Origin of the sequence: Brevibacillus sp. FIR094 (assembly GCF_050477165.1) — a bacterium.
GTDB lineage: Bacteria > Bacillota > Bacilli > Brevibacillales > Brevibacillaceae > Brevibacillus.
Genome location: NZ_JBEAES010000012.1, coordinates 32,209 through 54,253, shown reverse-complemented (window position 1 = coordinate 54,253; position 22,045 = coordinate 32,209). Strand labels below are relative to the sequence as shown.

Annotated in this window: 20 protein-coding genes and 1 pseudogene; 15 read left to right on the top strand and 6 right to left on the bottom strand. The window is 48.0% G+C overall.

The annotated features are described in order from the left end of the window. Window positions 1-2 precede the first annotated feature (2 nt). The 4 genes from recD2 (at window position 3) to ACQ5DJ_RS12715 (ending at window position 3,281) form a co-directional block, all read left to right on the top strand. Window positions 3-2,264, top strand: a complete 2,262-nt coding sequence (recD2, locus tag ACQ5DJ_RS12730; RefSeq protein WP_429842805.1) for an SF1B family DNA helicase RecD2 — start codon at window positions 3-5, stop codon at window positions 2,262-2,264. Between the two features lie 74 nt (window positions 2,265-2,338). Next, window positions 2,339-2,818, top strand: coding sequence for a PRC-barrel domain-containing protein (locus ACQ5DJ_RS12725; protein WP_106839314.1), 480 nt, complete (start codon window positions 2,339-2,341; stop codon window positions 2,816-2,818). 34 nt (window positions 2,819-2,852) lie between these two features. Then, complete coding sequence (locus ACQ5DJ_RS12720) at window positions 2,853-3,059, top strand: hypothetical protein (protein WP_007717618.1); 207 nt, start codon at window positions 2,853-2,855, stop codon at window positions 3,057-3,059. 27 nt (window positions 3,060-3,086) lie between these two features. Then, window positions 3,087-3,281, top strand: coding sequence for a hypothetical protein (locus ACQ5DJ_RS12715; protein WP_228088569.1), 195 nt, complete (start codon window positions 3,087-3,089; stop codon window positions 3,279-3,281). A 118-nt stretch (window positions 3,282-3,399) separates the two neighbouring features. On the opposite strand, the gene ACQ5DJ_RS12710 is transcribed toward ACQ5DJ_RS12715, so the two are convergent. Then, window positions 3,400-4,086: a TerC family protein gene (locus ACQ5DJ_RS12710; RefSeq protein WP_429842804.1), complete on the bottom strand. Its 687-nt coding sequence runs from the start codon at window positions 4,084-4,086 to the stop codon at window positions 3,400-3,402. A gap of 379 nt (window positions 4,087-4,465) precedes the next feature. On the opposite strand from ACQ5DJ_RS12710, the gene ACQ5DJ_RS12705 reads away from it, so the two are divergent. From ACQ5DJ_RS12705 to ACQ5DJ_RS12665, 9 genes are all read left to right on the top strand, one after another. Continuing rightward, window positions 4,466-5,530 carry an AI-2E family transporter gene (locus ACQ5DJ_RS12705; protein ID WP_429842803.1) on the top strand — a complete coding sequence of 355 codons (1,065 nt, stop codon included), beginning with the start codon at window positions 4,466-4,468 and terminating at the stop codon, window positions 5,528-5,530. A 314-nt stretch (window positions 5,531-5,844) separates the two neighbouring features. Then, window positions 5,845-8,493: an alanine--tRNA ligase gene (gene alaS, locus ACQ5DJ_RS12700; RefSeq protein WP_429842802.1), complete on the top strand. Its 2,649-nt coding sequence runs from the start codon at window positions 5,845-5,847 to the stop codon at window positions 8,491-8,493. A 110-nt stretch (window positions 8,494-8,603) separates the two neighbouring features. Then, window positions 8,604-8,864 (top strand): IreB family regulatory phosphoprotein, encoded by a 261-nt coding sequence (locus tag ACQ5DJ_RS12695; protein ID WP_007727936.1) that lies wholly within the window; start codon window positions 8,604-8,606, stop codon window positions 8,862-8,864. Window positions 8,865-8,873: 9 nt separating this feature from the next. After that, entirely contained in the window at window positions 8,874-9,290 is a 417-nt protein-coding gene (gene ruvX / locus ACQ5DJ_RS12690) for a Holliday junction resolvase RuvX (RefSeq protein ID WP_429842801.1), read from the top strand. A 5-nt stretch (window positions 9,291-9,295) separates the two neighbouring features. After that, window positions 9,296-9,586 carry a DUF1292 domain-containing protein gene (locus ACQ5DJ_RS12685; protein ID WP_007727932.1) on the top strand — a complete coding sequence of 97 codons (291 nt, stop codon included), beginning with the start codon at window positions 9,296-9,298 and terminating at the stop codon, window positions 9,584-9,586. Between the two features lie 146 nt (window positions 9,587-9,732). Further along, window positions 9,733-10,833, top strand: a complete 1,101-nt coding sequence (mltG, locus tag ACQ5DJ_RS12680; protein ID WP_429842800.1) for an endolytic transglycosylase MltG — start codon at window positions 9,733-9,735, stop codon at window positions 10,831-10,833. A 105-nt stretch (window positions 10,834-10,938) separates the two neighbouring features. Then, the gene (locus tag ACQ5DJ_RS12675) at window positions 10,939-11,574 is read left to right on the top strand and encodes an O-methyltransferase (protein WP_429842799.1); all 636 of its coding nucleotides are present in this window, start codon (window positions 10,939-10,941) and stop codon (window positions 11,572-11,574) included. Between the two features lie 51 nt (window positions 11,575-11,625). Further along, window positions 11,626-12,270 carry a uridine kinase gene (gene udk, locus ACQ5DJ_RS12670; protein ID WP_429842798.1) on the top strand — a complete coding sequence of 215 codons (645 nt, stop codon included), beginning with the start codon at window positions 11,626-11,628 and terminating at the stop codon, window positions 12,268-12,270. A gap of 105 nt (window positions 12,271-12,375) precedes the next feature. Beyond that, window positions 12,376-14,202, top strand: a complete 1,827-nt coding sequence (locus tag ACQ5DJ_RS12665; RefSeq protein WP_429842797.1) for a peptidoglycan D,D-transpeptidase FtsI family protein — start codon at window positions 12,376-12,378, stop codon at window positions 14,200-14,202. Here ACQ5DJ_RS12665 and ACQ5DJ_RS12660 read toward each other — a convergent pair. After that, window positions 14,114-14,605: a Mov34/MPN/PAD-1 family protein gene (locus ACQ5DJ_RS12660; RefSeq protein ID WP_429842796.1), complete on the bottom strand. Its 492-nt coding sequence runs from the start codon at window positions 14,603-14,605 to the stop codon at window positions 14,114-14,116. The two genes, ACQ5DJ_RS12665 and ACQ5DJ_RS12660, sit on opposite strands and share 89 nt — an antisense overlap. 217 nt (window positions 14,606-14,822) lie before the next feature. Between ACQ5DJ_RS12660 and ACQ5DJ_RS12655 the strand changes: the two are divergent. Further along, window positions 14,823-15,886: pseudogene (locus ACQ5DJ_RS12655) on the top strand (HD-GYP domain-containing protein). Between the two features lie 186 nt (window positions 15,887-16,072). After that, window positions 16,073-16,639: a GNAT family N-acetyltransferase gene (locus ACQ5DJ_RS12650; RefSeq protein WP_137029819.1), complete on the top strand. Its 567-nt coding sequence runs from the start codon at window positions 16,073-16,075 to the stop codon at window positions 16,637-16,639. A gap of 88 nt (window positions 16,640-16,727) precedes the next feature. Here ACQ5DJ_RS12650 and ACQ5DJ_RS12645 read toward each other — a convergent pair whose 3' ends face one another. From ACQ5DJ_RS12645 to ACQ5DJ_RS12630, 4 genes are all read right to left on the bottom strand, one after another. Continuing rightward, the gene (locus tag ACQ5DJ_RS12645; protein ID WP_429842795.1) at window positions 16,728-17,357 is read right to left on the bottom strand and encodes a LysE family translocator; all 630 of its coding nucleotides are present in this window, start codon (window positions 17,355-17,357) and stop codon (window positions 16,728-16,730) included. A 74-nt stretch (window positions 17,358-17,431) separates the two neighbouring features. Next, window positions 17,432-18,124: a DUF1266 domain-containing protein gene (locus ACQ5DJ_RS12640; protein ID WP_429842794.1), complete on the bottom strand. Its 693-nt coding sequence runs from the start codon at window positions 18,122-18,124 to the stop codon at window positions 17,432-17,434. Window positions 18,125-18,144: 20 nt separating this feature from the next. Next, window positions 18,145-20,193 carry a J domain-containing protein gene (locus ACQ5DJ_RS12635; protein WP_429842793.1) on the bottom strand — a complete coding sequence of 683 codons (2,049 nt, stop codon included), beginning with the start codon at window positions 20,191-20,193 and terminating at the stop codon, window positions 18,145-18,147. Further along, complete coding sequence (locus ACQ5DJ_RS12630; RefSeq protein ID WP_429842792.1) at window positions 20,193-21,893, bottom strand: molecular chaperone HscC; 1,701 nt, start codon at window positions 21,891-21,893, stop codon at window positions 20,193-20,195. The genes ACQ5DJ_RS12635 and ACQ5DJ_RS12630 overlap by 1 nt, the downstream gene beginning before the upstream one ends. Between the last annotated feature and the right edge of the window lie 152 nt (window positions 21,894-22,045).

Below are 22,045 nucleotides of genomic sequence, written 5' to 3'. Positions count from 1 at the left end.
AGATGGACGAGCAGCAGTCAATCTCGCTGTTTGCGGAAAACTTCATTCGAGGATTTGTTTCTCAAGAAATTTTTTACAATGAAGAAACGTGGTACGGAGTTATCCGTCTAAAGATAGAAGAGACTACCGAATCGATTAAAGAATCGGAGGTCATTATTGTCGGTAATTTTCCTCGGCCACATCCAGATGAGCTGTACACCTTTTACGGGGAATGGAAGACACACGCTCGTTTTGGCCAGCAGTACGTAGCAAAGCGCTATGAACGTGAAACGCCGAAAACATTGGCAGGGGTTGAGCGATACTTAGCCAGTGGCTTGTTTCAAGGGATCGGAAAGAAGATGGCCAAACGAATTGTCGAGCAGCTTGGGGTAGATGCGCTGTCGATTATCGCGGACTTCCCGGAGCGATTGGCTGAGGTACCAGGCATTTCTGAACAACGTGCCAAAACGATCTATGATTCCGTAGTCGAGCATCGTTCCTTGGAAAGTGCCATGGTTTTCTTGTACGACTTCGGTATTGGTGTGAACATGGCGCTGCGTATTTATCAGACCTATAAGCTGGAAACGATGACCGTGCTGAAGGAAGAGCCTTATCGGTTGATTGAGGATGTCGTAGGAATCGGCTTTAAGCGGGCAGATGACATTGCACGAGCAACTGGAATTGCTGCTTCCTCAGAAGAACGTGTGAAGGCGGCAGCTCTCTTTATGTTGCAGGAGGCTTCGTATTCAGAGGGACATGTTTATTTTCCTGTGGAGGAGCTTTGTGAAAAAACGCTGGGCCTTCTCGAAGAGTGCGGGGGGCACGTTTTTTCAGGAGACGATATTCGACTGGCAGTGGAAGCCCTGTTCGTGTCGAGCAAAATTGCCTGGGAAGATGAGCGGGTGTATTTGCCCTCGTTGTTTTTTGCCGAGCTAGGTCTTGCCAAAAGACTGCGTCACTTCGCTGAGCGGGATGATTTCGGTACGTTCCCGACATCTGAATTTTACCGTGCGTTAGGGGCGGTCGAGGATGAGCTGGGGATTACGTATGCCCAGACACAGCGTGATGCCATTGAACAGGCGATCAAAGCAGGACTGATGCTTCTGACAGGGGGTCCTGGTACGGGGAAAACGACAGTCATTCGAGGGATTTGTCGTGTCTTTTCTCAGCTTCATGGATTGTCACTGGACTTGAAAAAATACAACGAAGAAAATCCGTTCCCGATCGTTCTGGTGGCTCCTACTGGGCGTGCAGCAAAACGTATGACAGAGACCACGGGTTTACCAGCAATGACCATCCATCGCTTGCTCGGTTACAAAGGGGAGAGCTTCGAGCATGACGCGGAACACCCAATCCGTGGCCGACTATTAATTGTGGATGAAATGTCCATGGTCGATATCTGGCTCGCCAATCAATTGTTTCGTGCGGTTCCAGATGACATGCAGATCATCATGGTAGGTGACCCTGACCAGTTACCTTCTGTAGGACCAGGCAATGTCCTATTGGATATGATTCGATCTGGATTGCTACCTCTGGTACAGCTGACAGAAATTTATCGGCAAGCAGAAGAGTCCACCATTATTCGGTTGGCCCATGATGTACGCAAGGGGAATGTACCGGCAGATTTGCTTCACACCACCCCGGATCGGCGATTCTTCACAAGTTTGCCACAAGAAGTTCCGGAAGCAGTGAAACAAATTTGCTTCGGAGCCGTAAAAAAAGGGTATACGGCAAAAGATGTTCAGGTATTAGCCCCTATCTATAAAGGTAATGCCGGTGTCAACCGGTTGAATGAAGAATTGCAGGAGCTGTTTAATCCGAAAACGCCGCAAAAGCGTGAAGTTACTTTCGGTGAGACGACTTTCCGTACAGGAGACAAGGTTCTGCAATTAGTGAACAATGCTGAAGAACAGGTGTTTAACGGTGACATGGGTGAGATCGTCGCCATCTTTTTCCCGAATGAAAATGCGGAGAACCAGGAGATGCTGGTCGCTGCCTTTGATAACAGGGAAGTGGTGTACAAGCGTTCGGATTATCATCAGTTGACGCTTGCCTACTGCTGCTCGGTTCATAAGTCTCAAGGCAGCGAATTTCCGATTGTGATCATGCCGTTTGTCAAAAGCTACTACCGTATGCTCAGACGTAAGCTGGTCTATACCGGGATTACCCGGAGCAAATCATTCCTCATCATGTGTGGAGAGCCGGATGCGTTCCGTGCTGCTGTAGAGTCAGATGAGGAGGGGGTACGGTACAGTTACTTGGAGGAACGGCTAAAGCAAGAGTGAAGTTGGAACCATTTGCGCCGAATGGACGTGTCCATTTCGCCTGATACTAACAAGGCGGAAGGGGGATGTCCCACATGCGCAAGGCAATGGATGCAGTCGGATTGCCAGTTGTTTGCCTTCAAACAGGCGAGACGATTGGAACCGTGCGTGACATTCTTTGCGACTCCACTTGGCATGTACGAGGAGTCTTGCTGAGCGAACAGGGCTGGTTCCAATCAGGTACCTATATTCCTACCGAACATATTCATGCGGTCGGGGAGTCCTGCCTTACCGTATCGGGAAAAGACGCGATCACGCCCTTACCTCATCTCGCCGGACTAGAGCCTGTCGGTATTGTGACGGGAAAGACGAAGCTAAAAGGAAAAGCGGTGATTACCGCATCCGGAGAGTGTTTGGGGAGGCTGGAAGACGTTTACTTTTCAGCCAACTGGGAGAAACTTGTAGGGTACGAACTATCGAATGGCTGGTTTGCAGATATAACGGAAGGACGAAAGCGCCTCCCTGCACCAGCATCCGTTATCGTCGGGGAAGAAAACCTGATCGTGCCGGACTAGTTCGTGGCCAGGCGTGAAAGGGAGGAAAAGCGTGATGCGTGTCATATGCCCGAATTGCAGTTCCAAAGACGTAGGAAAGATTGGAACCAATCAATACTATTGCTGGAACTGCTTTATAGAAATGAGCGTTTCCAATGAGCAGATCGCTTCTGTCTACCAGGTTGAGGAAGATGGATCTTTGCATTCGCTCAACGATCTGTTTATTGAGGATCAGACAGTAACCGCTCACTTGAATATGTAGTCGATTTGAGCGGCAAAACCAATGGAGGTGGCACGCTTGTTCATTCGAGGCCTGTTGCGGGTTCTGGCCACAAGTGGAATTGTGGCGATCATTGGCTATTGGATGGCTCCGCGACGTCGCAGTCGGTTTTCATTGAATTGGAATCAGTTGCCCTTCTCCATGCGTGATGTTACGCGTATGTGGAAATCAGGTCGCAAGCTGATGCGTGCCGTGACTCGTTAACAAAATGTGAAGTGGAACGTAAATAAACACCCGAACATACACTGTGTTCGGGTGCTTTTTTTGACATCGACATACATGAAAAAGCTCCGTCGCGGAAACGACGGAGCCTTGCTTTGCATTAAGATTGTTCTGCCAAACGTTTTTGCTGTTGGCTTTTCATGCGTCCGATCAACAGGACACCAACCACAACAGCTACGATGAATACCCATTTTACCCAAGGGTAAGCGGCAAAGAATGGTGTCAGGAACTTCTCGCTCGTTACCATGTTCGCAGCGGTATACGCCAATACGGCAGAACCGATATAGATAACGATCGGATATTTCTCGATCAGCTTCAAGATCAATGTGCTACCCCATACCATGATCGGAACACTGATGATCAAACCGATAACTACCAGAAGGAAATCACCATGTGCTGCACCAGCAACCGCGATAACGTTATCCAAGCCCATTACTGTGTCGGCTACGATAATCGTCCAAATCGCTGCTCCAAGTGTTCCGCTTGCCTTCATATTTTCATGACCATTATCTTGAACCAGCAACTTGAGGGCGATCCAAATGAGAATCAAACCACCTACAAGCAGCAGACCAGGAATTTTCAGTAACCAAACGACAGCAAGTGTCGCCAATGCACGAATGACAATTGCACCAACTGTTCCCCAGATGATAGCTTGCTTTTGCTGATGAGCAGGCAGGTTACGAGCCGCCATCCCGATGACGAGGGCATTGTCCCCGGCCAGCACCAGGTCGATGATAACGATAGAAAGTAATGCGGTCCAAAACTCAGGGCTTAACAATAAATCCATTTCTCTTCCTCCTCCTAATCCATTTTGGAAGCGAATAATCCGCTGGCCGTTTTCTTGATACCTCCTATAGTGTGTGTAAAGGGGCGAAAAAGAAAACGACCTTTCCCGGGACAGGAAAAGGTCGTTGGAAAAACAAAAATAGACCTTTTACCTGGTCGGCAAAGGTCTTGCTTACAACATTTACGAAAATGTTGCCAACATAGCCGGGGAAAAATCCCGTAATGACGACTATGTTGCGAAAAAGCTACTCCCCTTTGGAGATATCCTCTTGTAATTACATACTACTGAACACGAAATTGTGTGTCAATAGGTTACATGAAATTAATGTGAATGAGACAAGCTAAAAAAGATGTATGCAAATAGGGAGGAGTTGGGGAACGTGGATGAACTTCGGCGAAGTCGTCTATTTGCTGCTGCTGTTTGGCTCATCGCACTTTTGGTCATCGGAAATCTGCTTTGGCTGCTCCGACCAGTCCTGTCACAGTTGTTTTCGCTCATAAAGGAAGTGCTTGTTCCCGTCATATTGGGACTCGTCATCGCTTACTTGCTCCATCCGGTCGTGCAATTGCTAGAAAAAAGAAGGGTTCCGCGCTTAATGGCAGTCCTGCTCATATATGGATCATTTGTATTGGTGATTACCATTGCGATCATTAACGCCATCCCTGTTTTTACGAAACAATTGGTGGAGCTGTCAGACGATATTCCTCGCCTGATGGATTGGTACTATACATGGATGAGTGAGTGGGAGGCACGAAAGTATTTCTTGCCGGATAGCATCTCAAAGGGTGTGGATCGGGTGATCATCCAGTCGAATGAGGGAATGTCTCATTCCGTATCGAAATTCGTGGATAATGCTCGGCAATCGATGGGAAAGCTGTTCGCTTTTGCTATTGTGCCGTTTATCGCTTTTTACTTTTTGAAGGATATGAAGCAATTGCATGAGACGGGTATGTCGATTGTTCCAAAGGCTTATCGGAAGCAAGTGCTGATCGTCCTGCGGGATATTAATGAATCCTTGGGCAAATACATACATGGACAAATGATAGTGGCCCTGATCGTAGGTGCTTTCGCATATTTGGGCTACTGGTGGATCGGCATGCCGTATCCTTTTGTACTGGCTGCATTCGTATGTCTCACCAACATCATTCCGTACATCGGACCATTGATTGGAGCGGCACCGGCAGTTGTGATCGCGATTACGATTTCAACCAAGACACTACTACTCGTTCTCGTTGTCAATCTCATCATTCAAATCGTGGAAGGGAACATTTTGTCTCCAAACATCGTTGGTCGTTCTTTGCATTTGCACCCGCTTCTCATTATCTTGGCGCTGCTGGTAGGGGAGACTGTAGGGGGGATCATCGGGCTAATCGTTGCTGTCCCGATTCTTGCCGTTTGCAAAGTGATCGTCAGCCGAATCGCTGTCATGATGCATGAAAGTTGACAGTGATCAGGTAAAATATTTATAATATGGACAAAGTGATTTATGTGAAATCAATGAGGGAACGAGTATGTTGCAGACCTTTTACAGAGAGGGCGCTCCATGGTTGAGAGGGCGACCAAAAGAAGAGCAGCAGAAGGCTACTCCTAAGACCGGGCAAAACCCGGCGGCTTGGCACCGTTAGACGCCACTTAAAGCGACAGGCCTTAGCTCAGATACGTGTAGCGAGCCTGTAAGCAGGGTGGTACCGCGAGAAAATCAGTTCTCGTCCCTGAGGGGATGGGGGCTTTTTTTATTTTTAGATGAGGAGAATTGAGATGAAGAAACTGACAGGCAATCAAATCCGCCAGATGTTCCTCGACTTTTTTGTAGAAAAAGGACATCGAATTGAGCCTAGCGCTCCATTGGTTCCAATCGACGATCCTTCCCTTCTGTGGATCAACAGCGGTGTAGCGACTCTCAAGAAATATTTTGACGGACGAATCATCCCGGACAACCCGCGCATCACGAACTCACAAAAGTCTATTCGTACCAACGATATTGAAAATGTGGGACGTACTGCTCGCCACCATACCTTTTTTGAAATGCTGGGTAACTTCTCTATTGGTGAGTACTTCAAGGAAGAAGCGATTGAATGGGCATGGGAGTTTTTGACCAGCCCAAAATGGATGGGCTTTGATCCAGAATTGCTTTCCGTAACCATTCACCCAGAGGACGAAGAAGCATTTGAGCTGTGGAGCAAGAAAATTGGTGTTCCAGAAGAGCGAATCATCCGACTGGAAGGCAACTTCTGGGATATCGGAGAAGGCCCGAGCGGACCAAACACAGAGATTTTCTATGACCGTGGAGAAGCATTCGGAAACGACCCGAGCGACCCTGAGCTGTACCCAGGTGGGGAGAACGAGCGTTATCTGGAAGTATGGAACCTGGTATTCTCCCAGTACAACCACAATCCAGACGGTACATACACGCCGCTGCCTAAGAAGAACATTGATACGGGGATGGGTCTTGAGCGCATGGCGTCTGTCATCCAAGGCGTAGATAACAACTTTGAGACAGACTTGCTGTTCCCGCTGATCGAAAAGACCACGGAAATCTCCGGTGTGAAGTATAAAACAAGTCCTGAGATGGATGTAGCCTTGAAGGTAATCGCTGACCATGCACGTACAGTTGTGTTTGCGATCGGTGACGGCGCGCTTCCATCCAATGAAGGACGTGGCTATGTCATTCGCCGTCTGCTTCGCCGTGCCGTACGTATGGGGAAAAAGCTGGGCGTAGAGAAGCCATTCCTGTACAGCTTGACTGAGACAGTAGGCACGATGATGGGCGAATTCTACCCAGAGGTTTTCCAAAAGCGTACGTTTATCGAAAAAGTTATTCGTGCCGAGGAAGATCGTTTCCACGAGACACTGAACGACGGTCTTGCGATCCTGTCTGACATGGTGAAGGCAGCAAAAGAAAATGGAAAGACACAACTGTCTGGTCAAGATGTGTTCAAAATGTACGATACGTATGGATTCCCTGTTGATTTGACAGAAGACTTCGCAGACGAGCAAGGTCTGACTGTCGATCGCGATGGCTTTGATCAAGCGATGGAAGAACAGCGTGAGCGTGCACGTGCAGCACGTCAAGATGTAGACAGCATGCAAATCCAAGGTGGTCCATTGTCTGATTTGACGGTTACGAGCCAATTTGTTGGTTATACTGAATTGGTAGCAACAGGTAAAGTTGAAGCGATTATTTTGGACAACCAGCTGGTAGAAGAAGCAGAAGAAGGTCAAACCATTCAACTCGTTCTGAGCCAAACTCCTTTCTATGCAGAAAGCGGCGGTCAGATCAATGACGAAGGTTTCCTGATTTCTGATGTGGTGAAAGCACGTGTGACAGATGTACAAAAAGGACCAATGGGTCAAAATGTACATTCCGTCATCGTCGAAGCAGGTACCCTGCGCAAAGGCGATGAGGTTCGCGCGGAAGTGAACCGTGAAGCACGTCTGGCTATCACACAAAACCATACAGCGACTCACTTGCTGCACCAAGCACTCAAGGATGTTCTGGGAACGCATGTCAATCAGGCAGGTTCCTTGGTAGCACCAGAGCGTCTCCGTTTTGACTTCACGCACATTAGCTCCATTACTCCAGAAGAGCTGGAGCGTATCGAAGCGATCGTGAATGAAAAAGTGTGGGCAAACCTGAGTGTCGAGATCTCCAACAAATCATTGGCTGAGGCAAAAGCGATGGGCGCGATGGCGTTGTTCGGTGAAAAATACGGCGACGTTGTACGCGTTGTAAAAGTGGGCGAATACAGCCTGGAGCTGTGCGGCGGATGCCATGTGAACAATACCGCGGAAATCGGTCTGTTCAAGCTAGTTAGTGAGAGCGGTATCGGCGCAGGTACACGCCGAATCGAAGCAGTAACAGGACGCGGCGCATATCAGTTCTTGAACCAGCAGTTCACTACACTCAAAGAAGTGGCGCAAGCACTCAAAGCACCAGTGCTGGCAGAAGCCCCTGCACGTGTAGAAGGTTTGCAACAACAATTGAAAGAAGTTCAGCGCGAAAACGAGTCCCTGCGTGCAAAATTGGGGAACATCGAGGCAGCGTCGTTGACGGATAAACTCCAACAAGTAAACGGCATGAATGTACTCGCTGCACGTGTTTCCGCTGTCGATATGGACAACCTGCGCGGCATGGTAGATGAGCTGAAAAACAAACTCGGCTCCGCTGTCATTGTGTTGGGTGCGGTCGATGGCGACAAGGTGAACCTCGTTGCAGGTGTAACCAAAGATCTCATGGATCAAGGTATTCACGCTGGTAAGATCATCAAGGAAGTCGCAACTCGTTGCGGTGGCGGCGGTGGTGGACGTCCTGATATGGCACAAGCCGGCGGTAAGGATCCATCCAAGCTGCAAGAAGCACTGGATGCAGTGGTTGACTTCGTGAAGAGTCAAGCAGTAGCGAAATAGTACGATTGCGCGAGAAATTTGTATAATCGACAGGAGTAAACGAAATCCGAGTCGAATACAAAAAAGAGTAAGTAACCAAAAGAGTCTCAAAGGAAATCGAGGTGTTGATTGTGAGTTCGTTGGATAATACCATGAAGTTCACGGTGCCCAAGGAAGCGAATGCGGCGGATGTGCAAGAAACATTGACAGAGGTGTACAAAGCCCTGCAGGAAAAAGGATACAACCCGATCACCCAGATCGTCGGTTACTTGCTTTCTGGCGACCCGGCGTTTATCCCACGCCACAACAACGCGCGGAGCCTGATCGGCAAATTGGAACGGGACAAAATCATAGAAGAGTTGGTGACCGTTTACTTGTCAGAGCGCAAGTAGACCTTAACGATGACACGATTGATGGGGTTAGACGTAGGCGACAAGACGATTGGAGTGGCTGTCAGCGATGAGCTGGGATGGACTGCGCAAGGAATAGAGACCATCAAGCGACAATCCAAGGAAAAGGATTTTGCCCGCCTGAGTGAATTAGTTTCGCAGTATCAAATTGGGGCTTTCGTCGTTGGTTTGCCCAAAAACATGAACGGAACCATAGGCCCGCGTGCTGAAATGTGTCAAGCATTTGGCAAGCTTTTGGAGGAACGCACGTCTCTTCCTGTCCACATGTGGGACGAACGCTTGACGACGATGGCGGCAGAGCGTATGCTGATCTCTGCTGATGTCAGCCGTCAAAAGCGAAAGACAGTGATAGATAAAATGGCGGCCACTTTAATCCTCCAAGGATATTTGGACGCGAAATCGAGGTGACCACAATGAGTGAAGAGATGATGGAAGAGTTCGAAGTGGGCGATGTGATCGCGCTAACGGAAGAAGGTACCGAGGAACCGCGAGATTTTCGTATCATGTACATTTTTGACATTGAAGACCGCAGCTATTTGGTGCTCGTACCAGTAGACCAGGAAGAGGAAGAAGAGTACGAGGTTCACTTCCTGCGTTATGATGGTACAGACATGCTCATGCCTATCGAAGATGATGAAGAGTGGGAGCAAGTAGAAGCTACCTTCGAAACTTTGATTGCTGATTTGGAGAAAGACGGAATTTAATAGATTCCTGGAAAGAGAGTCCGCAACTGGCGGGCTCTTTTTTTATGTCTTTTTCGCCAAAATCACCCATGAAGTGACAGCTGGATAAGCCTCTTGTATAATGAATGGGATGGAGATAAAGAGACCCTAAAGGGAGGATTTCTAGCTTGAAACCAATGTCAGCGAAGCCTGATTTTAACCCCGGCCGCCCTGTGGCGCATCGACGTAGACGCGGCGGACGAATTGTGATGTGGCTGGTTGCCTTGTTGTTGTTGATCATTTTGGCTGCGGGGGGAGCAGCGTGGTACGTGTATCAGCAATTACAGCCAGTTGCAGGTGAACAGACGGTGAAAAACGTGGCGATTCCGTCCGGTTCATCCGTACAAAAAATTGGTCGACTTCTGGAAGAACAAAGTCTGATCCGAAATGCCGATGTATTTAATTACTACGTGAAGTATAAAGGCGTGGCCCCTGATCTTAAGGCGGGAGAATACCAATTTACGACTGGCCAAGCCATTGACGAGATACTAACCGCCATGGTGGAAGGAAACACGGTTATCAATGCGAACCGATTTACGATCCCAGAAGGCTGGAATGTTGAACAGATCGCAGATCATCTGGATAAAGAAGGCGTTGTAGAGAAGTCGGCATTCTTAAAAGAAGTAAATGAAGGTGCATTCCCCGACTATCCTTTTGTCGCAGCCATACCGAAGCATGCAGACCGAAAATACCGTCTGGAAGGGTATCTGTTCCCGGAAACGTATGAGGTGGACAAAGATGCTACAGCACATGATGTCGTCTCGCGTATGCTGGCTCAATTCCAAAAGGAATGGAAGCCAGAGTGGACAGAGCAGTTGAAGCAGCGCAATTTAACACTGGATAAAGCAGTTAATCTCGCATCGATCGTTGAGCGTGAAGTAACAGTAGACAAGGAGCGTCCGCTTGTAGCCGGCGTGTACTACAATCGGATTCGCGACAAGTGGCCGTTGCAGGCTGATGCTACCGTCCAATTTGTTCTCGGCAAACAACGAGACCGTTTGACCTTTGAGGACCTAAAAGTAAAAAGTCCGTACAACACGTACACAAATCCTGGATTGCCACCGGGGCCGATTGCCAACCCAGGCAGAGCTTCGCTTGAAGCAGTCGTCGATCCGGCTAAACACGATTACTTTTTCTATGTAACGAAAAAAGACGGAACGTCCGAGCATTACTTTTCCAAAACACTGCAAGAGCATGAAGCAAATGATAAGAAAAGCAGGGGAAACTAACCAGGTTTCCTCTTTTTTTTGCATTCGATCAACAGCGCTTGACGTAGCCAAGCTTTCTCAAGGTGTGCTATAATAATTCGGTTGTAACGAAAGAGGAGTGAAATCATGATTACCAATCCGGCAATTGACGACTACGTGTCAAGCCTGGTTCCCGAGCGTTCTCCGCTGCTCAAGCGATTGGAGCAGGAGGCGGCAGAGGAAAACATTCCGATTGTGCAGCTCCCATCCGCTCAAGTCATGCGGATGTTGTTATTGCTGCATCGTCCCAAAGCGATTCTTGAAGTGGGTACGGCAATTGGCTATTCCACCATTTGGCTTGCAGAAGCTGCGTCGGAAGCGCGAATTGTCACGATGGACATAGATGAAGATCGATTGGCGAGAGCACGGGAAAATATAAAAGAAGCAGGATGTGCAGATCGTGTGGAAATACTCTCACGTGACGCCACTTTAGGGCTACCGGAGTCATATCAATTTGACTGCTTGTTTATCGATGCGGCTAAAGGTCAGTATCGAGTATTCCTCGATTTGTATCTACCGCTTCTCCGCGAAGGCGGTTTGGTAATTAGCGACAATGTCCTGTTCCGAGGACTGGTGGCGACCCCAGAAGAAGCGGGCAAGCGCCAGCGTCCGATGGTGGACAAGCTGCTTTCTTATAATTCACATCTGATGGAGCGACCTGATTTAGAAACGACATTTATTCCGGTAGGAGACGGGTTGGCCATCAGTATGAAAAAGAAGTAAAAACATAGGGTCGTAAACGTGTAAAGCATCATGAGGAAGGGGACATGAAGCATGGGTAACCCCGTATTGATTGGGGTAGCGGGAGGCAGTGGTTCTGGAAAAACGACTGTAGCAAAGGAGCTGTACCGCCAGTTCCAAAATGATAGTGTAACGATGATTGAGCAGGATTCCTACTACAAGGATCAAAGCCATTTGAGCCCAGAAGAGCGGGCGTTGACTAACTACGACCATCCCTTCGCTTTTGACAATGATTTGTTGCTTTCGCATTTGCAAGAGCTGATGCAAGGAAAAGCGATCCAAAAACCGATCTACGACTTCAAAGAGCATAACCGCAAGCCGGAGCAAATCCAGGTCGACCCAAAGGATGTCGTCATTCTGGAAGGAATGCTGATTCTGGAGGATGAGCGGATTCGTAATTTGATGGATATTAAGGTATTCGTCGATACCGATGCGGACGTGCGTATTGTACGCCGAATCGTACGTGACATCGAAGAGCGCGGTCGTTCCCTCGATTCTGTCGTGACACAGTATCTAAACGTCGTTCGACCGATGCATTTGCAGTTTATTGAGCCGACCAAGCGATATGCAGATGTCATCATGCCAGAGGGCGGCTACAACCGTGTAGCATTGGATCTGTTGTCCACGAAGATCAGCAATATTTTATTGGAGAAGCAACAATTCGCCAATCAATCTTAATTACCGAAAAGTGCACCGTGACATACGGTGTGCTTTTTCTTTGTTCGTTGTTTCTATCGCGTACATTCCGGCAATACTGGTGAAAAAAGCCAGGGAGGGAATTCGATGCAGCTGGATCGACGAATCAAAAGACGCCACTTTCTTGTATTGCTGTCCATGTCGTTATTATGGCTCGGTTTGGTCGTACGATTGTGGTGGATTCAACTCGGATCGCCCCATCGGTTTTCTCGGCATGACGTTGATTTGGTAAAGGCAGCAGTAAAGCAAAGACAGCAAAGCATCGTACTGCATAGCGGGCGTGGCGATATCGTGGATCGAAATGGGTACGCCTTTACCGGAGAAGAGCATCTCGCCTTGATTTTGTTCCCGTTGGCGCGTGGGAGCCTGCAAGGAACAGATGGCTTGCAGAGGCTGGCTCAAATAACCGGCGAATCCAAGGAACGGCTGTCGGAGACGATGGAAAAGGCAAAAGTACCGCTACTCATGCGAGAGGAATCCGGTAAGCTGGTGATGCTCACCGAGCGGCAGGCTGAGGAAATCAATGCACTTGCCATCCCAGGAGTTGTGGCATTGGCGGTGACAGAGCGATACCGCGCTGATGAAGTAGCCAAGCATCTGATTGGTTTTATCCATAAAAATCCTGACATGGTGCAGAAGCTGTATCCAGATGAATGGACAAGCGGCAAAATGAATGCCGAGAGCACGCTGGGGGCATCGGGTCTGGAGCGAAGCTTTGACCGGTTTTTACAGGGAGTAGAGCCGTCTGTCTTGTCCTATTATGTAGATGGGCACGGACAACCGCTCCGAGGGCTGGATATTCGCTATACGAAGCAGTCGAATCAATACTATCCCTTGTCATTAACGACTGCCTTGGATGCAGCAATCCAGAGAAGCATGGAGGCAGCAGCCGATCAAGTAGGATTAAAAGAGGGCAGTATCGTTGTTTTGGACGTACAAACAGCCGATGTTCTTGCAGCTGTTAGCCGCCCTACCTATGATCAAACAAATGTTACAGGAAACACAAGCGACTGGAAGAATCGCGCATTCAAACAACTCCCGCCTGGCTCTGTCTATAAAACAGTGGTAGCCGCCGCCGCCTTGGCGGAAGGAATTGTTTCACCAATTGACCGTTTCACATGTACAGGGGAGTACGGGAAGTACCAATTCTCCTGCTGGAAAAAAGAAGGTCACGGCAGTGTGACACTGGAAGAAGCGTATGCCCAATCCTGTAACATTGCGATTGCCCATATCGCCAAGATGGTGGGCGGAAAAAAGTTGGAGGAATATGCAAAAAAGCTGGGCTTGACCACTCAAGTGGGGCATGTAACCCCTCATCTGTATAAACTGAAAAACTTTAAGCAGCTGGATGGCGAAGATCCAGGCAGAGTCTTTGCAGAGGGTATATCCCGCGACGATGAAGGCGTCCTGATTCAAAGCGCCATCGGTCAGCGGGATGTACGTATTACCCCCTTGCAAGCAGCCAACATGATGGTAACGATTTTGCGTGGCGGTCAAAGCTCTCAGGTACGGCTGGTTAAAGAGATCGCATACCGAAATGGTCAGTCGTTCCACACATTCCCCGAGCAGGAGCTCTCTTTGGACGGTATTGACTACGTCACGGCCAATAAATTGCGAAAAATGATGCGCAAAGTTGTCACAGAGGGAACAGGACAGATGCTCATGAATTCCGCTTGGCAGGTGGCAGGAAAAAGCGGGACTGCGCAAATTGGGGATGCGAATGGAAACAACCATCTGTGGTTTCTCGGGTACGCTCCGTTAGAAGAGCCGCGTTACGCCATTTGTGTCGTGGCAGAAAATCAGCCGAGCTGGGGAAAAAACCAGGCTATGGAGCTTTTTCACCGAGCTGTTGCTGAGCTTGCCGATCATACAGCTCAATCTTCCCAACCTCGCGAAGAGTATTTCCGAGGATGAATCCTCTTGCGTTAATTTGATTGTTTTTACCTAGCCCAACGATCAGCATGAGGGGAGAGGAGGACATGTACATGGATTGCGACGCTTTTGCCCAAATGGTTCGCTTATCACCTTTACTGGGAGAAAGGCGCTTTACCGTATGGCTATGCCAATCACCAATGTATTTCCATTGTCCATGTCTGCTTAATTTGCGAACGAGCTTATTGAGGTGCATGTCATCGAAAAATATAGAATGTGGCTGGTGAATCGCATTTGGGCCTGGTTCACTCGCATACGTAACGACCCATCTATCCTCGCCAAGTGGGTATCCCATCATAACCCCTCCTGTTTCCAGTGAGGGTTTTTTTCGTACGGCCTGCTCAATCTGTTTCCACGCTTTTGGTGTAATGTACAGCGTCGTCATGAGACGTTCGTCCCTCCTTGATAAAACCACTGACATTTGCTTGATATCATATGTATGCGAATAGTGAAATGTCCCGGTGTCCAGCAAAGTTATGAATTGTCGAAAAAAAGATTGTAACTCACCTCCTTCCTTTCTATAATTTGAGTAAAAGTGTGAGTTCAAAAAGTCGACTTTTTGAACAACCTCTAAAAAGACGGAGACTGGAAAGGTTGATTGTATGCCTTTGGCACCTGTTGATCTCTCACTGATTGGACAAGTTTTAGCGGCTGATTTGTACACCGAACAAGGAATTTTGCTGCTGGGACAAAACACGACGATCACGCCGGCCCATGTGATCCTATTGCAAAAGCAACGAGTCCGTGAGGTTGACATTATACAGAGTCTTACGGAGGGAACCGGTGAGGAAGTTACTTCTCAACTATTCCAACTAGAGGCAGATTCTGAGACCGTTGCTGCTTATGTACAAGCTCTCGACAAAACGAGAGTACTCTTCGATGAACTGACAGTTGGCGGGACACCGAGTCTTGATCATTTTTCCAATATCTTTTTTGATGTATCAGAAAAGTCGACGAAGCATTTGGGGTTGTTCCGGAACTTGTATGTACTAGAAGGGGCAGACAGCTATACATACCGCCATTCATTAAATGTAGGCATTCTCTGTTCGCTCATTGCTCGCTTGATGAAATGGGATGAAGAGCGAATAGCATTCATGGGAACAGCCGGATTTTTGCATGACATTGGAAAAATGAGGGTACCCAAAGAAATATTGCTTAAGCAGGCAAGCTAAGTGAAGAAGAATTTGCGACCATGAAGAAGCATACCATCTACGGCTATGAAATGATCCGTGAGATGAAGGGTGGGTCTGAGCTGTTGGCTTTGTGTGCCTTGCTGCATCACGAGCGACTTGATGGGTCTGGCTATCCGGAGCAAAGAAAAGGCGATAGCATTCCGATCGAATGTCAGGTACTCGCCGTTGCCGACATGTTTGATGCGATCTGTTCTGATCGGGTGTACAAAGGGAGGACGTCCCCATTCGAGGCGGCACAGCTCCTGTGGAAGGAAGCCTGTAACGGGATATTGAACGTTGAGATCGTTGCACAGTTTGTCCGCTACATTGCCTTGCTGTACGTAGGCGCGAAGGCGAGGTTGAGTAGCGGGGAAGAAGTCGAAGTGATTCTTATCCATCAGGATGAGCCAATGCGTCCGTTGGTAAGAAGAATGGGTGAATTCCTCGATTTGAGGCATGATCGCAAGCTGACGATTGAAAAAATGATAGGATAAGAAAGTCAAAGCGAAGAAGGTGAAACCGCTCTTGGGAAATGAGAGCGGTTTCATTGTTGCTGATCTGTGAACGATCGTCGGGAAAGCTCGATCAGATTGGCAGATTGTGACACAATGAAAGTGTGCATGATAGACAAAGAAACGAATAGAGCCGTGTCGAATGTTCGAAACGCAAGGAGGAAACACATGATACGCAAAGCGGAACCAACAGATGCAGCTTTTGCTGCGCCATTAATTTATGATGCCATCGGAGATATCGCGCATACGTTGACAGGTGCAACGGAGGCAGCGGATGCGATTCGCATGATGGAGGAGTTTTTTGCGAAGGAAAATAACCGACTTAGCTACGAAAACGCGGTGATTGCCATGGATGGAGATGTACCGGTAGGACTGGCGCTCTTTTATCATGGAAGCCAAACAGAGGTACTCGATCGCCCCTTCGTTGAGCATGTCCAACGTTTGACTGGCGAGACGATTACGCTTGTAAAGGAAGCGAAGGATGACGAATTCTATTTGGATTCTGTTGCGGTTGATTCCTCATGCAGAGGGAAGGGGATTGGATCACTTCTGCTGGATGCCTTTGAAAAAGAAGCGATTCAGCGCGGGCATGACCGAATCGCTTTGCTCGTAGACGAGGAAAAACCACGTGCGCGCAAGCTGTATGAATCGCTCGGCTATCGTGAGGATGGGACAGTGATCGTAAGCGGGCATAAATTGAGCCATATGGTGAAGGACATAGCGGAAAAGGCGTAAGAAGACCTCTATCGAGGCTTGATACAACAGCGGCCACCTAAGACCTGAAAAAAAGTCTTAGACTGGTCGCTGTTTTTTATTGAACGAACTATCTGCGATCAAAAGCAAGACTCGCAGCAAGACCTGTCAAGACACTTGCCATTAGCCAACGCTGCACCCGTAGCCATGTTGGGCGTGTACCAAACCACAGAGCAACTCTGCTCGCTACAAGAACAATAAGCAGGTTAACGGTAAAGCTGACAGCTATTTGTGTTAGACCTAACGTAGCACTTTGCAGGAGCACCGATCCCCGCGCAGGATCTACAAACTGCGGTAAGAGTGAAACATACAAGATAGCAATTTTGGGATTCAGTAGATTTGTGATCAATCCCATCAAAAATAACTTTTTCGGCGGTTCAATAGGAAGAGTATCAGGCTTGAGAATGGAAGCAGCACCTGGTTTGACCGCATTCCAAGCGAGCCAGAGCAGGTAGACAGCCCCGGCCCACTTGACTGATTCGTAAATGAACGGAACCGTTAAGAAAAGTGCCGAGAGACCGAGCATGGTTGCGATCATGTAAATTACGAATCCAAGTATAACACCAAGAAGCGAGATGACTCCGGCTGTGCGGCCTTGCGAAATAGTACGAGAAATGAGGTAAATCATGTTAGGACCAGGGGAACAAACCATACCAAGCGAAACAAATACAAAGGCAATCAGAGTACCAAAACTCACCAATTTTCATTACTCCTCTCTGTGGTTCAGCAAAGTTAGAATTGCCAAGAACGTTGCAACTATTCCATTAAGAGAGATTAATTGGGTGAGGGCAGGTAAGATGTGAGATCAAACTTCCAGTCAAATTCACGGATCGGACTGTACTTACCCGTCAGGAGCTTCAAAATATGAGCTTCGGTTGCTTTAGTCGTATTTTTGGGAGAGCCTGCTTCGTCGTAAAGATTGCCACATGCATACGCAAATAAATACTCTTCCCAGCTCGAATAAGCGAGTTGAATTCGCTTGGCTACGTCCAGCATGCTCGATTCGGCATCCGCCTTGGGAAGATAGGACTGCTGGGCACCTGCCTTGCAAATAATGAGATACCAGGCGTAATCAAAGGCGGCAATACCGGCATATGGGAGTCTGTTCATGTATGCGTACACGATCAACTGCCGGGCTGACTCCGGGGCGCCTTTTTTTAAGGATGCGATGTAGTTGGAACGATTGGCAGCGCTGAGTGCGGATAATACGTGGCGATGCTGATCAAATTCAGCTCTTCGCCCATGTTCCAAAAACCAGGTCAAGCGCTCTTGGGTTTTGGCGGCATCTCCCGTGTCCCATCTGTTATCAATTCGAAGCCGTAAAAACGTATCGCGCAGGCGGTTGTATTCATGGATTGCCAAATAATACGCGAGCTGCTTCTGATTTAAGCAAACAGAGGAGAGAGCATGCAAGTAGCGGCTTAATTTTGGGTCGATCTCTTTTTCGTTTTCTGCTTCTTTTGTCATGGAATTCCTCTCTGCCTCCTTTAGTGGAATGTCAATGCTTTGCGAGTTTTGGGAATCTCACGAATGATGCGGATGTAATACAACATGGAAATGATCGCGAGAATGCCCAGAAGCCATGATCCCGCCCATCCTTTTTCTTCTAAGTCAGGCTTGGCATTGATATACGCATCGGTCACGAGAACCGCATTGTGAGGATGCTTGCGTTTTTCCAAAGCATTCACAATGACAGGCAACATCTCACCATCCGGTATCGCCTTGAGCGTTCCTCGCATCGTAATGGAATGTTTATCGTGAATTTCTTTGGCATGGTCGTAGTCCGTAATGACAATGATCGCTTGTTGATCCAGATAACCCACATTTACATAGCCAGTGTCTGAGTTTAACAGATCTCGCTCTTCAGCTTTGGAAGCAGGAATGAACTCGGCTTTTGGCTCGGGATGCTTTTCTTTGTCATAGACACGGAGAATATTAATATAAGAAGCTTTGGTCAATGTAAATTCCACCTGGTAGCCAATGGGAGTTTGTTTCAACTCGTCCTTCGTCTTAATTTGGACAGGCTTACATTTATTGACCAAGGAGTTAAACATCTGCACCGAAGTCATCTCTAGCTTCATGGATACAACAGCAAACATAGCGTAATGGAGCAGAAGGAGAAAAATAATCGTCCAAATGTTACGTCTCGTGTAGATGGCAAAAAATTGCTTGAACCTTCCTAACATGTCAGGAAGCCCGAGTGCTTGCAAGTTTTTTCTCCTAGCGGCTTTGGCTTGCTTGTTCGCAGTTGGTTCAAACCCCTTGTCAAACGGTGATTGTATTTGCGTCAGACATATCTTCACATCAATATCGGAGGGATTATGCGTAAGCATCTCCTGAAAAACCTTTTGTGCCTTCTCCCATTCACCTAGCTGAAGATATCCTTTCCCCAGCAAGCTGCGAGCATCCCACAGTTCTGGCATGCGAGTGAGGATTTCCTCGCAATCTTTGATCGCATCAGCTGCATCTCCCTTTTCGAGGAAAAGCCGGGCACGATACAAATACGCATCGATGTTATCTGGATCAAGACGTATCAATTGATCAAAGGTATGAAAGGCACGATTCTTATTTCCGGTTCGCAAAAAATATTCGCCCTGTAAACGGATCAAATCGGGGTCAAGAGCGTACAGAGCATGAGCTTTTGCCAAATAGCTCTGAGCCGTTTCCCAATCATTTTCCATGAGGGCAAATAACGCATCGCTGCGCCATTCTAGAAACGCTTCAATATCCAAGTCCTCGCGATTCTCAAAAGAGTGGTAACGCAGCGTGAAGGTCTGATTGAGCTGGCCGTTCAGGTAAGCGACAAAACGTCCTGAGAGCTGGCTTGCGAGCTTTTCCGAATCCTCCTGCCATTGAAAATGGGAATCGAGCAGCTTCCACACCTCATGAGGCAAGTGATAGTGTTCTTCTAAAAAGTGGAGAAATTGCGTATCGATGAGTTGATGGCAGCCGACATTCCACATGGCCTCGTCATTCAGCAACTCACGCCAGTTTTCAAGCTGAATTCGTTCGTGATAGTTATCGTACAGCTCGTGTGTACGGCGGAAAAAACGAGCCACCATATCATCGGGGTTCATGGACCGTTCGACATGATCGTAGCTCTCCGTGAAATCGTACCGCTGGGGAATGGGGATTTCTTCTTGAGAGACCACTTCTTGCGTTGTTTCCTCTAAAAACCTGTCAAACAGGGTGAGTCGCTGTGGTGGATCGTAGTTAGGCTGCTCTTCTTCTACAGGGTCAGAATGCCACTGCTCGTAAATACGTCTCGGCGGTTGGAGGTGAACGGATTCTTCTTTCGATTCATGCTCCTTCCACTCATCCGGCTGTCTTCTTTCCGGTAGGGGTGTTTCTTCGAACATACGATTGCGCTTGGTATTGCGTGTGTGCTTCAGGGCGAGGTCATACGCCTCCCTCAATCGCTGAAAGCCTTCAGGATCAACTTCCGGGTTGTGCACCTTCAACTTTTTGGCATAAGCCTTTTTTATCTGGGCAGGATTGTCTGTCGGATCAATCCCGAGAATCTCCCAAATCCCCATTAATACTCATTCCACCCTTCAAACATGTCCAGCTGCTGCTTCAATTCTTCTGCTGCTTTGGCGATGTCTCTTTCATTTTGGGTGGAGAGGACACTTTCGAAGCGGCGTAAGTAATTCGCAATGATCATACGGTCTTCGCCCAATGCTTCCTCATACATACGCTCGCCTTTTGCCAGAAGCAATCGATTTTCGGTTCGCTCTCTGGGGTGGATCTTCATGTTTTGAAGAGCTTGGAAACGCTCCTCAATTTCTTGTTTTGATAGGCTACCCGGATTTTTTTCGATGACGGCCTTGGTTTTGACGCCTGAAGATACGACAGTCACTTCGACTTCCAGAATCCCGTTGATGTCATAGGTATAACGAACATCGATAGACTCCTCGCCCTTTTTTGCAGGTGGAACCTTAACGTTTAATTCACCAAGCTTGAGGTTATGTTCGACGCGTCGGCTTTCCCCTTGATACACGTCAACGAGAATGGAGCGTTGATAATCGAGAATGGTGTATAGCCGTTCTACTCGGCTGACTGGGATTGGCGTATTGCGCTCGATGATCGGAAAAAAGTAGCCATCCTCGTGTTTACCATTTGCCATGGTTTGTACAATACCCGTACCGAGTGTGTATGGGCAAACATCGGTCAAAACAAGCTCGTTTAACGCCTCGTTGCGTTCCTTGAGTGCTGCTTGAATCGCTGTTCCCAATGCAACAGCCTCATCGGGATTAATATGGGAATAGGGCAGTCGCCCAAATATTTTACTTACGATGGATTTGATAAGCGGCATCCGCGTCGCACCGCCAATAAGCACGATTGCGTCCAGTTCCCGAGGCGAGATGGATGCGTCTCGCAAAGCACGCTCGATCGGCTGACGCAGTCGTTGCAGCAGAGGAAACGCGAGATCTTCCAGCTGGTTCCGGCTGAGAGTCGTTTCAACCAGCTCTCCCTGAATATTGACACTCATTTTCCCTTCTTGGTCGGAAAACAAGGCGCGCTTGCACAACTCAGCCTGCTTGTGGATGGAAGAACGCGTTTTGCTGTCCAGCGTGTTGAAATCGAGTCGATGGGCTTCTATAAAATAAGAGGCAATCAGATCGGTAAAGTCTTCGCCGCCCAAAAAGTTGTCTCCAGCGATTGATTTTACTTCCATCACACCCTCGAACATTTCCAAAATAGAAACGTCAAACGTTCCGCCACCTAAATCGAATACGAGGAATTGTGTCTCGGATGCCTCCTGATGGAGCCCATATGAGATCGCGGCGGCAGTCGGTTCGCTGATCAAACGCTCTACTTTCAGTCCAGCGAGCTCTGCTGCTCGTTTCGTTGCTTTGCGTTGTGTGTCATTGAAATAAGCAGGTACACTGATAACCGCTTCGTGAACGGCGTGCCCGAAATGAGCCTCAGCATCGGCCTTCAAAGATTTAATCACAAAGGAGGAAAGGTCTTCGGCAGAAAGGGAATATCTACCCAGTTGGTATCTTTTTTCTGTCCCCATAAACCGTTTGAAGGTAGAAGCAGTACGATCTGGGTGAGTCAAGAGGCGCTCTCTGGCGATTTTTCCAATCAAGATCTCGCCGTTCTCATCGACGCTGACCACAGAAGGAGTCAGTGTTTCTCCGAGCGCGTTTGGAATGAGCACGGGTCCATTCTCAGTCCAGTAGGCCACCAGACTGTTCGTCGTGCCCAAATCAATTCCAATGGTGGTCATCAGCTAGGTCCTCATTTCCGTGTTTTTTCTACAAGTATCGGTAAAATTAGAGACTTTGTAGATAATTTTACCATGAAAAAAATGGATATAATTGGTGCTTTAGTAGGATATGAAATCGAATTTTAGATAAAGAAAATAGAAATAGAATTCGG

Excerpts from the sequence above, each read along its gene's own strand:
- recD2 (WP_429842805.1), top strand. The coding sequence starts at position 3 with ATGGACGAGCAGCAGTCAATCTCGCTGTTTGCGGAAAACTTCATTCGA.
- ACQ5DJ_RS12725 (WP_106839314.1), top strand. The coding sequence starts at position 2,339 with ATGCGCAAGGCAATGGATGCAGTCGGATTGCCAGTTGTTTGCCTTCAA.
- ACQ5DJ_RS12720 (WP_007717618.1), top strand. The coding sequence starts at position 2,853 with ATGCGTGTCATATGCCCGAATTGCAGTTCCAAAGACGTAGGAAAGATT.
- ACQ5DJ_RS12710 (WP_429842804.1), bottom strand. The coding sequence starts at position 4,086 with ATGGATTTATTGTTAAGCCCTGAGTTTTGGACCGCATTACTTTCTATC.
- alaS (WP_429842802.1), top strand. The coding sequence starts at position 5,845 with ATGAAGAAACTGACAGGCAATCAAATCCGCCAGATGTTCCTCGACTTT.
- ruvX (WP_429842801.1), top strand. The coding sequence starts at position 8,874 with ATGACACGATTGATGGGGTTAGACGTAGGCGACAAGACGATTGGAGTG.
- ACQ5DJ_RS12685 (WP_007727932.1), top strand. The coding sequence starts at position 9,296 with ATGAGTGAAGAGATGATGGAAGAGTTCGAAGTGGGCGATGTGATCGCG.
- ACQ5DJ_RS12675 (WP_429842799.1), top strand. The coding sequence starts at position 10,939 with ATGATTACCAATCCGGCAATTGACGACTACGTGTCAAGCCTGGTTCCC.
- udk (WP_429842798.1), top strand. The coding sequence starts at position 11,626 with ATGGGTAACCCCGTATTGATTGGGGTAGCGGGAGGCAGTGGTTCTGGA.
- ACQ5DJ_RS12665 (WP_429842797.1), top strand. The coding sequence starts at position 12,376 with ATGCAGCTGGATCGACGAATCAAAAGACGCCACTTTCTTGTATTGCTG.
- ACQ5DJ_RS12660 (WP_429842796.1), bottom strand. The coding sequence starts at position 14,605 with ATGACGACGCTGTACATTACACCAAAAGCGTGGAAACAGATTGAGCAG.
- ACQ5DJ_RS12650 (WP_137029819.1), top strand. The coding sequence starts at position 16,073 with ATGATACGCAAAGCGGAACCAACAGATGCAGCTTTTGCTGCGCCATTA.
- ACQ5DJ_RS12640 (WP_429842794.1), bottom strand. The coding sequence starts at position 18,124 with ATGACAAAAGAAGCAGAAAACGAAAAAGAGATCGACCCAAAATTAAGC.
- ACQ5DJ_RS12635 (WP_429842793.1), bottom strand. The coding sequence starts at position 20,193 with ATGGGGATTTGGGAGATTCTCGGGATTGATCCGACAGACAATCCTGCC.
- ACQ5DJ_RS12630 (WP_429842792.1), bottom strand. The coding sequence starts at position 21,893 with ATGACCACCATTGGAATTGATTTGGGCACGACGAACAGTCTGGTGGCC.